14 protein-coding genes are annotated in these 12237 nt (G+C 67.6%); 6 read left to right on the top strand and 8 right to left on the bottom strand.

Annotated features, from left to right (window positions below; genetic code table 11):
• Window position 1: 1 nt before the first annotated feature.
• Window positions 2-1027, bottom strand: a complete 1026-nt coding sequence (gene cyoA / locus ACHMXA_RS27050) for a ubiquinol oxidase subunit II (RefSeq protein WP_395317048.1) — start codon at window positions 1025-1027, stop codon at window positions 2-4.
• 188 nt (window positions 1028-1215) lie between these two features.
• On the opposite strand from cyoA, the gene ACHMXA_RS27045 reads away from it, so the two are divergent.
• The 3 genes from ACHMXA_RS27045 to ACHMXA_RS27035 all read left to right on the top strand — a co-directional run bounded on the left by ACHMXA_RS27045 (window position 1216) and on the right by ACHMXA_RS27035 (window position 3655).
• Window positions 1216-2556 (top strand): MFS transporter, encoded by a 1341-nt coding sequence (locus tag ACHMXA_RS27045; RefSeq protein WP_395317047.1) that lies wholly within the window; start codon window positions 1216-1218, stop codon window positions 2554-2556.
• A gap of 69 nt (window positions 2557-2625) precedes the next feature.
• Complete coding sequence (locus ACHMXA_RS27040; protein ID WP_395317046.1) at window positions 2626-3309, top strand: HAD family hydrolase; 684 nt, start codon at window positions 2626-2628, stop codon at window positions 3307-3309.
• Window positions 3310-3313: 4 nt separating this feature from the next.
• Window positions 3314-3655, top strand: a complete 342-nt coding sequence (locus ACHMXA_RS27035) for a hypothetical protein (RefSeq protein WP_395317045.1) — start codon at window positions 3314-3316, stop codon at window positions 3653-3655.
• On the opposite strand, the gene ACHMXA_RS27030 is transcribed toward ACHMXA_RS27035, so the two are convergent.
• The 5 genes from ACHMXA_RS27030 to ACHMXA_RS27010 form a co-directional block, all read right to left on the bottom strand.
• The gene (locus tag ACHMXA_RS27030; protein ID WP_395317044.1) at window positions 3598-4608 is read right to left on the bottom strand and encodes an isopenicillin N synthase family dioxygenase; all 1011 of its coding nucleotides are present in this window, start codon (window positions 4606-4608) and stop codon (window positions 3598-3600) included. The genes ACHMXA_RS27035 and ACHMXA_RS27030 overlap by 58 nt on opposite strands.
• Complete coding sequence (locus ACHMXA_RS27025; RefSeq protein ID WP_176663024.1) at window positions 4605-5348, bottom strand: amino acid ABC transporter ATP-binding protein; 744 nt, start codon at window positions 5346-5348, stop codon at window positions 4605-4607. Before ACHMXA_RS27025 ends, ACHMXA_RS27030 begins: the two co-directional genes overlap by 4 nt.
• Window positions 5345-6055: an amino acid ABC transporter permease gene (locus ACHMXA_RS27020; RefSeq protein ID WP_395317043.1), complete on the bottom strand. Its 711-nt coding sequence runs from the start codon at window positions 6053-6055 to the stop codon at window positions 5345-5347. The genes ACHMXA_RS27025 and ACHMXA_RS27020 overlap by 4 nt, the downstream gene beginning before the upstream one ends.
• Before the next feature lie 16 nt (window positions 6056-6071).
• The gene (locus tag ACHMXA_RS27015; RefSeq protein ID WP_395317042.1) at window positions 6072-6767 is read right to left on the bottom strand and encodes an amino acid ABC transporter permease; all 696 of its coding nucleotides are present in this window, start codon (window positions 6765-6767) and stop codon (window positions 6072-6074) included.
• Between the two features lie 168 nt (window positions 6768-6935).
• Window positions 6936-7766 carry an ABC transporter substrate-binding protein gene (locus ACHMXA_RS27010; protein ID WP_395317041.1) on the bottom strand — a complete coding sequence of 277 codons (831 nt, stop codon included), beginning with the start codon at window positions 7764-7766 and terminating at the stop codon, window positions 6936-6938.
• 193 nt (window positions 7767-7959) lie between these two features.
• Between ACHMXA_RS27010 and fabV the strand changes: the two genes are divergently transcribed.
• From fabV to ACHMXA_RS26995, 3 genes are read left to right on the top strand one after another with little or no spacing between them, the layout of a single operon-like run.
• Window positions 7960-9156, top strand: a complete 1197-nt coding sequence (gene fabV, locus ACHMXA_RS27005) for an enoyl-ACP reductase FabV (RefSeq protein ID WP_395317040.1) — start codon at window positions 7960-7962, stop codon at window positions 9154-9156.
• 27 nt (window positions 9157-9183) lie between these two features.
• On the top strand, window positions 9184-9603 hold the full coding sequence (locus tag ACHMXA_RS27000; RefSeq protein ID WP_395317039.1) for a group II truncated hemoglobin: 420 nt from the start codon (window positions 9184-9186) through the stop codon (window positions 9601-9603).
• 50 nt (window positions 9604-9653) lie between these two features.
• Complete coding sequence (locus ACHMXA_RS26995) at window positions 9654-10877, top strand: NAD(P)/FAD-dependent oxidoreductase (protein WP_395317038.1); 1224 nt, start codon at window positions 9654-9656, stop codon at window positions 10875-10877.
• A gap of 19 nt (window positions 10878-10896) precedes the next feature.
• Here ACHMXA_RS26995 and ACHMXA_RS26990 read toward each other — a convergent pair whose 3' ends face one another.
• Window positions 10897-11553, bottom strand: a complete 657-nt coding sequence (locus tag ACHMXA_RS26990; protein ID WP_395317037.1) for a Smr/MutS family protein — start codon at window positions 11551-11553, stop codon at window positions 10897-10899.
• Window positions 11553-12230, bottom strand: coding sequence for a DNA repair protein RadC (gene radC / locus ACHMXA_RS26985; RefSeq protein ID WP_395317036.1), 678 nt, complete (start codon window positions 12228-12230; stop codon window positions 11553-11555). The genes ACHMXA_RS26990 and radC overlap by 1 nt, the downstream gene beginning before the upstream one ends.
• Window positions 12231-12237 lie beyond the last annotated feature (7 nt).

The raw sequence follows: 12237 nt of genomic DNA, 5'->3' as shown, positions 1-12237 counted from the left end.
CTTATTCTTCAGTGGTGCACATCGCGGTGACGTACTTGCGCTTGGGCGTATCGAGGGATTCGACGTCCCATGCCAGCTTGGTGGCAACGTTGAAGGCGCCGGGCTTGCCCATGCCGCCGCTGGAGTCGATGGCCATCATTTCCTTCATGCACATCTTGTTGCGGTCCACGCACTGGTTGAGGATCGCGTCGTACAGGTCGGATGCAACGGTGGGGTAGTGGCGCACGGGCTCGCGCTCGCTCGGCACTTCGAGCTTCTTGTAGAGGTCGCGCGAGAGTTCGCCGTCCTTGCCCGTCTTGACCTTCTGCACCCACTGGTCGAAGCCTTCGTTGCTCAGGCCGTGGAACTTGAAGCGCATGCCCGAGAAGCCGGCGCCGCTGTAGTTGGCGGAGAAGCCTTCGAATTCGCCCGGCTTGTTGATGACGGCGTGCAGCTTGGTCTCCATGCCCGGCATGGCGTAGATCTGGCCGGCCAGCGCGGGGATGAAGAAGGAGTTCATGACCGAGGAGGCCGTGATCTTGAAGGTGATCGGGCGGTCCACCGGGGCGGCCAGCTCGTTCACCGTGGCGATGCCCTGCTCGGGGTAGATGAAGAGCCACTTCCAGTCGAGGGCGACCACTTCGACCGTCAGCGGCTTGGTTTCGGCCGGAATGGCGCGCTGGGCGTCGAGGCGGCGCAGCGGCTGGTAGGGGTCGAGAACGTGGGTGCTGATCCAGGTGATGGCGCCCAGCGCGATGATGATGAGCAGCGGCGCGGCCCAGATCGCCAGCTCGAGCTGGGTGGAGTGGTCCCAGTCGGGGCTGTAGGTGGCCTCTTTATTGGACTGGCGATAGCGCCAGGCAAAGAAGATGGTCAGGGCGATCACCGGAATGATGATGATCAGCATCAGCACGGTGGAGACGACGATCAGGCGTCCCTGCTGATGGGCGATGTCGCCGGAGGGGTTCATCAGCACCGTGTTGCAGCCCGCCAGGAGCATGGCGGAGAGCAGCAGGAGTGCTCGGCGAAGGTTCTTGAGGATGTGCATGCCGGGGAAAAGAGATGCAGGGACGCAGGGGGCGGCGCAAAAAGACCCCACAATCTACGCCTGATGACGGGTTTCGCCTATTGGACGTTTTGTCCTATGGCGGTAAATGTGATTCGGTGCGACGCTCTGGGGTCTCCCATGGTCTTATGGTGTCGCGCCGCGGCGTTACATCTGAATTACAGCAAGCAATGACGACGTCCAGCATCATTTCGCAAGGCGCACAGCCGCTGCCGAACCCGGCCGATCACGGCGGCGCCCGGCAGGGCGACGACCACTCGCACATCGCCCCCGGCGAGATCGCGGTCGGGGTGGTCATCGGCCGCGCCTCCGAATATTTCGACTTCTTCGTCTACGGCATCGCCTCGGTGCTGGTGTTCCCGGCGGTCTTCTTCCCGTTCGAGCAGCACCTCGAGGGCGTTCTCTATTCGTTCCTGATCTTCTCCTTCGCCTTCATCGCGCGTCCGTTCGGAACCGTCATCTCGATGATGATCCAGCGACGTTTCGGGCGGGAGGCCAAGCTCACCTCGGCCCTCTTCGTGCTCGGCACCTCCACCGCCGGCATCGCCTTCCTGCCGGGCTATGCGAGCCTGGGCTTCACGGCCATCGTGCTGCTGTCGGTGTTCCGCTTCGGCCAGGGCCTGGCGCTGGGCGGCTCCTGGGACGGCCTGCCGTCGCTGCTGGCGCTGAACGCGCCGGCCAACCGCCGCGGCTGGTACGCCATGCTGGGCCAGCTGGGCGCGCCCATCGGCTTCTTCATCGCCAGCGCGCTGTTCGCCTACCTGTACTCGAGCCTGCCATCGGAAGACTTCCTCGACTGGGGCTGGCGCTATTCCTTCTACGTGGCCTTCGCCATCAACGTGGTGGCGCTCTTCGCCCGCCTGCGCCTCGTGGCCGCCGACGACTACTCGCGCCTGCTCGAAGAGCGCGAACTGGAACCCACCAGCGTCGGCGAACTGGTCAGCTCGCAGGGCAGCAACATCCTGATCGGCGCCTTCGCCGCGCTGGCCAGCTATGCGCTGTTCCACCTGATCACCGTGTTCCCGCTGTCGTGGATCACGCTGTACTCCGACCAGTCGGTCACCGAGTTCCTGGTGATCCAGATGATCGGCGCGGCCTTCGGCGCAGCCGGCATCGTGGCCTCGGGCCTGCTGGCCGACCGCATCGGCCGCCGCTTCACGCTGGGCGGCCTGGCCGCGGTGATCGCGGCCTTCAGCGGTTTCGCGCCCACGCTGCTCGACGGCGGCCGCATCGGCCAGGACATCTTCATCCTGCTGGGCTTCGTGATCCTGGGCCTGTCCTACGGCCAGGCGGCCGGTGCCGTGACTTCCAACTTCGCGCCCAAGTACCGCTACGTCGGCGCGGCGCTCACGGCCGACGTGGCCTGGCTGATCGGCGCGGCCTTCGCTCCTCTGGTCGCCCTGGGCCTCTCGGCCCACTTCGGCCTGGCCTATGTGAGCGTTTACCTGCTCTCGGGTGCCATCGCCACGCTGGCGGCACTGGGGCTCAACCGGGCGCTGGCACGGGACTGAGTCTTTTCCGCGCAACCACGAAAAAGGGACCTTCGAGGTCCCTTTTTCGTTTTTCATTACGATGCCCCGATGTTCGCCGCTGCAATCTTCGACATGGACGGGCTGCTGATCGACTCGGAGCGCCCCATCATGGCCGCCTGGATCGAGGTCGCCCGCACGCTCGGCATCGAGCTTTCGCACAGCCAGTACATGCAAGTGGTGGGGCTGTCCACGGCGGAGTCCCAGATCGTCCTCGCCTCGCTGCTTGGCGGACCGGCCGCCTACACCCACGCGGTGGGCCTCGTGCGCCAGCGCCTGCAGCTGGAGCGCTCCGACGGCACGCCGCTCTTTCCCATCAAACCTGGTGCCGCCGAATTCCTGGCGGCGCTGCGCGAGCGTGGCACGCGCTGCGCCGTCGCCTCTTCGTCGACCAGTGTGCAGATCCAGGCCTGCCTGGGCAGCCTCGATGTGCTGCACCATTTCTCGGCCTTCGCGGGCGGCGACGAGGTGGCACGGGCCAAGCCCGATCCGGCGCTCTACCTGCTCGCGGCCGAGCGCCTGGGCGTGGACCCCGCCGAATGCATCGCCTTCGAGGACAGCGAGAACGGCGCCAAGGCGGCGCTGGCGGCGGGCCTGCGGGTGGTGGTGGTTCCCGACCTCAAGCATCCGCCCGCATCGATCGTCGAACGGGCTTTCCACGTGCTCGATTCGCTGCACGACGCACTGGCGCACCTGCCGCGCTGGTTCCCGCAACAGGCCATGCAGAAGGTGTAGCGACATGATCAAGATCGGCACGCTCTGCCACGTGGTCGACAGCTGCCTGGCGTCGCCTTTCACCGAGCGGGCCGTGGGGCGGATCGTGGAGGTGGTGTCCGCGCCCTACGAGGCGCCCAGCGAGCGCTACCTGCCCGGCACCTATTACGACGTGCTGTTCGAGGGCTGGACTTTCTACTGCCGCAGCGACAAGCTCGTGCCCATTTCCGACCCCGACGCCCACATCGAGCACTGGGAGGACGCCTTCCTCGAAGAGCCCGGCCTCCTGCCGGCGCCGTCTCCGGCGCCTCAGAGCACTTCGTCGCGCAGCTGCGGAAACACCTTCGACACCTTCGCGAGCAGATAGTCGCCATAGCGCCCGTTGAAGGCGTGCACGTTGGCGCGGTCCCAGCGCTCGGCGCTGTCGTCGCGTGCCTCCGCGCCCGCGAGGCCCTCGATGCGCTGCACGCGCGCCTCGAAGTTCGGATCGAAGAAGAGCGGAAACGACAGCCGGTCGTGCCCCGAGGTGTTGCGCTTCACGCGGTGCGGCGTCGACTTGTAGAGCCCGCCGGTCATGCGGTCGAGCATGTCGCCGATGTTGCAGACGAAGGAGCCCGCAATCGGCGGCGCGTCGATCCAGCCGCCCGGCGTGTGCACCGCGAGGCCGCCGATGTGGTCCTGGTGCAGGATCGTTAGCAGCCCGTAGTCGGTGTGCTCGCCCACGCCCCATTGCACGTCCAGGCCCTCGGGCACCGGCTGCGAGGGGTAGTTGAAGAGACGGAACAGGATCAGCGGGTCGGCCGTGTAGCGCTTCGCGAAGTAGCCGGCCTCGAGGCCCAGGCTCAGCGCGATGCCTTCCATCAGCCGGTGGCCCAGCTGCGTGACGGCGTCCATGTATTCGAGGATGGTCTCGCGAAAGCCCGGCACGTCTGGGAACAGGTTGGGCCCGTGCACCGGCGTCTTCGCGTGCACCAGCGGATGCGTGGCGGGCAGCTCGGTGCCCAGATACAGGCCTTCCTTCCAGTCGGGCCGGCCCGAGGTCAGCTCGCCGCCGAGCGGAAAGTAGCCGCGCCAGGCGCGGCCGCCCAGGGCCATGCGCCACTGCATCTTGGTTTCCTCGGGCAGGTCGAAGAAGCGGTGGCTCAGGTCTTCGAGCCGCTTCACCAGCGCGGGGTCGACGCCATGGCCGGTCACGTAGAAGAAGCCGTGGGCGCGGCAGGCGGCGCCAATCTGCGCCGCGACGGCATCGCGTGCGGCGGTGCCCGCGACGAGCGCGGACACGTCGATGAGGGGGAGGGCGTTGTCTTCTGTCTTGGTCATGCGTCTCTCGCGAAAGGGGAGCGGATGTCGGCCAGGAACTGCTGCGCGCGCGGATGCTGTGGCCGGTTGAAGAAGTCGTCGGGCGTGGCGCGCTCCAGCACCTTGCCTTCGTCCATGAAGAGCACGCGGTCGGCCACTTCGCGCGCGAAGCCCATCTCGTGCGTGACGCAGACCATGGTCATGCCGTCGCGCGTGAGGTCGCGCATCACCAGCAGCACCTCGCCGACCATCTCGGGGTCGAGCGCGCTGGTGGGCTCGTCGAACAGCATCAGCGGCGGCTGCATCGCGAGCGCGCGGGCGATCGCCACGCGCTGCTGCTGGCCGCCCGAGAGCTCGCTGGGCCAGGCGTTGGCCTTGTTCGACAGGCCCACGCGGTGCAGCAGCGCCATCGCGCGCTCGTCGGCCTGCTTGCGCGTGAGGCCGCGCAGCTGCATCGGCGCCATCGTGCAGTTCTGCAGCACCGTGAGGTGCGGGAACAGGTTGAACTGCTGGAACACGAAGCCGATGCGCGAGCGGAATTCGTTCACGTCGAGCCCCGGCGCATGGATGTCCTGCCCGTCCACCACGATGCGGCCCGACTGGATCGGCTCCAGCCGGTTGAAGGTGCGGATCAGCGTCGACTTGCCCGAGCCCGAGGGCCCGCACACCACGACGACCTCGCCCTTGTGGATGGTTTCGGTCACGTCGACCAGCGCGTGGTAGCTGCCGTACCACTTGTTGACTTTTTCGAGTTCGATCATGCGGACACCTTGGTGGCGGCGGTGGAGATGCCGCGGCGCGCGAGCCGGCGTTCGAGCCAGTACGCGAAGCGCGAGAGGCCGAAGCACAGAATGAAGTAAGTCCCGCCCAGGATCAGGTAGATCTGCGCGGGCTTGGTGAACACCTGCGTGTTGATCTGCGTCGCGATGAACGACACCTCGGCCAGCCCGATGATGTAGCCCAGCGAGGTCTCCTTGATGGTCGAGACGAATTGGTTCACCAGCGAGGGCAGCATGCTGCGCAGCGCCTGCGGCAGCACCACGAGGCGCATCGCGGCGCCGTAGCCCAGGCCCAGCGCCCGGGCGGTTTCCATCTGTCCGCGCGGCAGTCCCTGGATGCCGGCGCGCACGATCTCGGCGAGGTAGGCGGCGTCGAACACCACCAGCGCGATCAGCATGGTGGTGAACTGGTCGGTCTTCACGCCGGTGACGCTGGGCAGGAAGAAGTAGGCCCAGAAGATCACCATCAGCAGCGGCAGCCCGCGCACGACGAAAACGAAGCCCGTGACCGGCCAGCGCAGCCAGCGCCAAGGGCTCACCCGCGCCAGCCCGAGCACGATGCCCAGCGGCAGTGCCAGCACCAGGCCGCAGGAGGCGAGGATCAGCGTGAGCACCAGCCCGCCGAGCGGGCCGTTCGGGTACTGGCCGATGAGGAAGTAGACCCAGTAGTCGTTGATGATCTGAAGCATCGCGCAGTCGCCTTCCTCAGATCGTCCGCACCGGGTAACGGTGGTGGTACCAGGTGGCAAGCCCCGTGATCGCCAGCGACACCGTCAGGTACGCCGCGCTCGCAAACGCGAAGGACTCGAAGCTGCGGAAGGTCGCGCTCTCGACTTGGCCGGCCTGGTACATCAGCTCGGCCACGCCGATCACGGTGGCGATGGAGGTGTTCTTCCACAGGCTCAGCGTCTGCGAGATGAGCGGCGGGATGGTCACGCGCAGTGCCTGCGGCAGCACCACGCGGCGCATGGTGGCAAGGTAGCTGAAGCCCATTGCCCGGCCGGCCTCGAACTGCACCGTCGGAATCGCGCGGATGCCGCTTCGGATGTCTTCCGCCATGAAGGCCGCTGTGTAGAGCGCCAGCGCGATGATGGCGCTGTAGGCCTCGATGTGCCCCGCATAGAGCCACTGCTTGAGGTCTTCCGGCAGCAGCTCGGGCGCGCCGAAGTACCAGAAGAGCATGTGCGCGAGCAGCGGAATGTTGCGGATCGACTCCACGTACGCGAAGCCGAGCCAGCGCAGCGGCGCGAAGGGCGACAGCCGCAGCAGCGCCACCACCAGCGCGATGGGCAGCGCCAGCACCAGCGAGGCCGCGAGCAGCTGCAGCGACAGCAGCAGGCCCGCGACGAGCATGTCGTGGTACTTGCCGGTCAGCAGCAAGGAATAGTCGAACAGGGGCATGGGGGGCGACAGTATCACCGCCGCGAGGGGAGGTGGCTTCCTCCCCCGCTGGGGGAGGGTTGGGGTGGGGCACGGCGGCGTCTGGAAAGACGCGGTGCTCATGTGAAGGCCGCTTGCCCCATCCCGGCCTTCCCCCAGCGGGGGAAGGAGAAAGACCTGAGACCGGGCTCAGTCGATCTTGTCGGAGTCGAGCTTGAAGTCGCGCGACTGGAAGCCCGAAGCCGTGTTCGGGCCGTACCACTTGACGAAGATCTTCTCGGCGTCGCCCGACTTCTCGAGCTCGCGCAGCGTGTCGTCCACCACGGCCTTCAGGCCGCTCTCGCCCTTCTTGATGCCGATGGCCAGCGCCTCGGTGCTCAGGTTCTGCTTGAGCACCACGTACTGCGCCTTCTGCGGACCCAGCTTGGCGTAGCTGCGCAGCAGCGCGGCCTCGTCGTCCACGTAGCCCACGCCCTTGCCCTGCTGCAGGGCCTGGAAGGCCTGCTGGCTCGTGTCGAAGGTCACGACCTCGACGTTGGGCACGGCCTTGCGGATGTTCGGCTCCTGCGTGCCGCCGCGGATGGTCAGCACCTTCTTGCCGGCGAGCTGCGGCACCTCGGTGATGCCGCTGTCCTTCTTCACGATGGCCTTCTGGCCGGTGACGAAGGTGGTGAGCGAGAAGTCGATCTGCGCCTCGCGCTCCTTATTGTGCGTGAGGCCGGCGGCCACCAGGTCGACGTGGCCCTGCTGCAGCTCGGGAATGCGCGCGGCCACGGCGATCTGCTTGAGCACCGGCTTCACGCCGATTTTCTTCGCGATGGCGTTCACCAGGTCCACCTCATAGCCGACGATCTGGCGCGTCTTCGGGTCGACGAAGGTCGCAGGCTCGTCCGTGCCAAGCACGCCGACGACCAGCTCGCCCTTCTTCTTGATGTCGGCCAGTTGATCCGCGTGGGCGGCGGTGCCGAGCAGGAAAGTGGAGGCGGCGAGGGCCGCGGCTGCAATCAGTTTCATGTGCATGTTCTTCTCCTTGATGGAAAGCAGAGGGGCGGGACCATATCAATAAAACCGCTGATTATTAAATCGTCAATCGACATATGCATATGGTCAAGCTGAAGGCCGCTTTTTCGGGCTGGGTTAAATTCGCGGCGCAAAAACGCGCTTCCGTCGCCTTCCTCCTGCCTTCCTCAGCATCTCTTCGAGCGAGATCCTCATGATCATCAAACCCCGCGTGCGCGGCTTCATCTGCGTCACCACCCATCCCGCCGGCTGCGAAGCCAACGTCCGCCAGCAGATCGAATACGTCAAGGCCAGGCCCGCCATCGAGGGCGGCCCGAAGAAGGTGCTGGTGATCGGCGCATCGACCGGCTATGGCCTCGCCGCGCGCATCACCGCCGCCTTCGGCTGCGGCGCCGGCACGCTGGGCGTCTTCTTCGAGCGCCCGGGCAGCGAGACCAGGCCCGGTTCGCCCGGCTGGTACAACACAGCCGCCTTCGAGCGCGCCGCGCACGTCGAGGGCCTCTATGCGAAGAGCATCAACGGCGACGGCTTTTCCGACGTGATGAAGCAGCAGGTCATCGACACCATCCGCGCCGACCTGGGGCAGGTCGACCTCGTCGTCTACAGCCTGGCCGCGCCGCGGCGCACGCATCCGAAGACCGGGCAGGCCTTCAACTCGGTGCTCAAGCCCGTGGGCAAGGCCGTGACCCTGCGCGGCCTCGATACCGACAGCGGGACGGTGAAGGAATCGGTGCTCGAGCCCGCCACGCAGGAGGAGATCGACAACACCGTGGCCGTGATGGGCGGCGAGGACTGGCAGATGTGGATCGACGCGCTGCAGCAGGCCGGCGTGCTGGCCGATGGCGCCAAGACCACGGCCTTCACCTACCTTGGCGAAAAGATCACGCACGACATCTACTGGAACGGCTCCATCGGCGCGGCCAAGAAGGACCTCGACCAGAAGGTGCTGGGCATCCGTGCGCAGCTCGCGGCCAAGGGCGGCGACGCGCGCGTGTCGGTGCTGAAGGCGGTGGTCACGCAGGCCAGCTCGGCCATTCCGATGATGCCGCTGTACCTGTCGCTGCTGTTCAAGGTGATGAAGGAAGAGGGCACGCACGAGGGCTGCATCGAGCAGGTGCACGGTCTCTACGCCGAAAGCCTCTACGGCGCCACGCCGCACATCGACGCCGAAGGCCGCCTGCGCGCCGACTACAAGGAGCTGGCGCCGCAGGTGCAGTCGCGCGTGCTGGCCCTCTGGCCGCAGGTGAACGACGCCAACCTCGGCGAGCTCACCGATTTCGCGGGCTACAAGACCGAGTTCCTGCGGCTCTTCGGCTTCGCGGTGGAGGGCGTGGACTACGAGGCCGACGTGAACCCCGATGTGGGCATTCCGGGCCTCGTGCAGCTCTAGCAGGCCCTTGAGGAGATACTCCCGCCCATGCAGATTCAAGAAAAGCCGCCCGCCGGCACGCCCTTCGACTGGATCGGCGGCGAGGCGAAGGTGGAGGCGCTGGTCGAGCGCTTCTACGACCTGATGGACCTCGAGCCCGCCTACGCGCAGCTGCGCTCCGTGCACGGCACCAGCCTCGACAACGCGCGCCAGCGCCTGTTCTGGTTCCTCTGCGGCTGGCTCGGCGGCCCGCAGCACTACACCGACCGCTTCGGCCACCCGATGCTGCGCGCGCGCCACCTGCCGCAGAGCATCGGCGGGCACACCATCGGCATCAAGGAGCGCGACCAGTGGCTGGCCTGCATGGACCAGGCGATGGGCGAGACGGGCGTGCCCGAGGACTTGCGCGCAAGGCTGCGCGATTCCTTTTTCAAGACCGCCGACTGGATGCGCAATAGAGGCGAATGATCGCCGGCCAGACACACGAGCAACGATTTCCGAAAGACGCTTCTTCCATCATGAATTCCATCGTCATCATCGGCGGCGGCCACGCCGCGGCCCAGCTCTGTGCGGGGCTTGCCGAAGCCGGGCAGGGCGCGCGCGTGCACCTGGTCTGCGAGGAGGCCTGCGAGCCGTATCACCGCCCGCCGCTGTCCAAGGCCTTTTTGAAGAGTGCGGAAGAGACCACGCAGCCGCACAAGGCTGCCGACTGGTATCGCGAGGCCGGCATCACGCTGCACCTTGGCGATGCGGCCGTGGCCATCGACCGCGAGGCCCACACCGTCACGCTGCGCTCGGGTGCGATCCTGCCGTGGCAGCAGCTGGTGTTGGCCACCGGTACGCGTGCTCGCCAGATGCCCGACCTGAAGCCGGGCCTGGAGAACGTTGCCAGCCTGCGCGCGGCCGACGAGGCGCATCGCCTGCGCACGCGGCTCGCGGCGGCAGAGAAGGTGACGGTGCTCGGCGGCGGCTTCATCGGCCTCGAAGTGGCGGCCACCGCCAAGGCGCTCGGCAAGACGGTGCAGGTCATCGAAAGCGCGCCGCGCCTGCTGGGGCGCGCCGTGTCGCCCGAGCTGTCGGCGCACGTGCTGGCCACGCATCGCGCGTCGGGCATCGAGATCGTGCTCGGTGCGCAGACCGGTGCCTTCGAAGTCGAGGGCGACCGGCTGGTGTCGCTGCAGGTCAACGGCGCGAAGCAGCCGGTCGACCTGCTGCTGCTGGGCATCGGCGCCGTGCCCGAGACCGCGCTCGCACAGGCCGCCGGCATCGAGTGCGCGGACGGCATCGTGGTGGACGAGCACATGCGCACCAGCGCGGCCGACGTGCTCGCGGTGGGCGACTGCACGCGCTTCCCCGATCGCCGCGCGGGCCGTGCGCTGCGGCTCGAATCGGTGCAGAACGCCAACGACCAGGCGCGAACCGCGGTCGCCACGCTCACCGGCGAGGCACGCGCGCACGACGCGGTCGCGTGGTTCTGGTCCGACCAGGGCGGCATGCGCCTGCAGATGGTGGGCCTGATGCCCGCCGAAGGCACGCCGGGCCTGAGCAGCGTGCGCCGCGCGGGCCCGAAGCCCGATGCGTTCTCGCTGTTCCACTACGTCGACGGCCAGCTCGTGTGCGTGGAATCGGTGAACGCGCCGGTCGATCACATGATGAGCCGCAAGCTGCTCGAAGCGGGGCGCAATCCCGATGCGGCGGCGGTGGCGGATGCCTCGGTGCCGCTGAAGAACCTGCTGGCCTGAGCCTGTGTCGGGAGGCTGCTCAGCGCCGCGAAGGCGCCAGCAGCACCACCAGCGCCCCGGCCCCGCCTTCGGCCGGCTTGGCCTGCACGAAGGCGATCACCTCGTTCTTCTGGATCAGCCAGCGCTGCGTCTTGGTCTTGAGCACCGGCTGCTTGCCCGGCGAACCCAGGCCCTTGCCGTGCACCACGCGCACGCAGCGCAGGCCCTGCTTGTAGGCGTTGCGGATGAAGCCGCCCAGGGTCTCGCGCGCCTCGTCGCTGCGCAGCCCGTGCAGGTCGACCTGCGCCTGGATGGCCCAGTCGCCCTTGCGCAGCCGCGCGGTGACGTCGGTGCCGATGCCGGGGCGGCGGAAGCTCATGGCGTCGTCCACGTCGAGCAGCGTGGTCACGTCGAACTCGTCGGAGAGCGACTCGCGCAGCACGCGCTGCTCGTCGAGCTGGTGCTGCACCGGGATGGGCGCGGGCGGCTCCGGCGCGAGCGGTACCACGGCCTTGCGGCGCAGCGGCTCGGTGGCGCCGATGGCGCGGGTGAACAGGTCTTTCTCGGCCGCGCGCTTGCGCTCGGCCAGCGCCTTGGCCGCCGCCTCGGCGGCTTCGCGCTCGCGGGTCTCGGCGAGTACGCGCTGCACCTGCTTGAGGTCGGCGAGGTTCTTGATCGAAGGAGCGCGCGCGGCCATCAGAGCAGCCCCTTCTCGGCCATCGAGAAGCTCTGCCCGGGGCCCACGATGATGTGGTCGAGCACGCGCACGTCCACCAGCGCCAGCGCGGCGCGCAGCGTCTGCGTGAGCGACTCGTCGGCGCGCGAGGGCTCGATGCTGCCGCTGGGGTGGTTGTGCGCGAGCACCACCGCCGCGGCATGGTGGTGGATGGCGCGCGTGACCACCTCGCGCGGGTAGACGCTGGTCTGCGTGAGCGTGCCGCGGAACATTTCCTCCAGCGCGAGCATGCGGTGCTGCACGTCGAGGAAGACCACCGCGAACACCTCGTGGGGGCGCGTGCCGATGTGCAGCTGCAGATATTGCTTCACCGCATCGGGCGAGTCGAACACCGTGCGCTCGCGCAGCTTCTCGCCCATGGCGCGGCGCGCCAGCTCCAGCACGGCGATGAGCTCGGAACGCTTGGCGCTGCCGCCCATGCCCTTGACCGACTTGAGGTCTTCGGGGCCCGTATGCAGCAGCCCCGAAAGGCCGCCGAAGCGCTCGAGCAGCTGCTGCGCCAGCTGCAGCACGTTCTTTCCCGCCACGCCGGTGCGCAGCAGCAGGGCCAGCAGCTCGGCGTCTGCCAGCGCGGAGGCGCCGCGCGAGATGAGCTTTTCGCGCGGGCGGGCGTCGAGAGGGAGATCCTTGAAAGACATGAAACCC

Source organism: Variovorax sp. UC74_104 (genome assembly GCF_044055375.1).
Classification (GTDB): Bacteria; Pseudomonadota; Gammaproteobacteria; order Burkholderiales; family Burkholderiaceae_C; genus Variovorax.
This window is presented reverse-complemented; position numbering and strand designations above follow the sequence as displayed.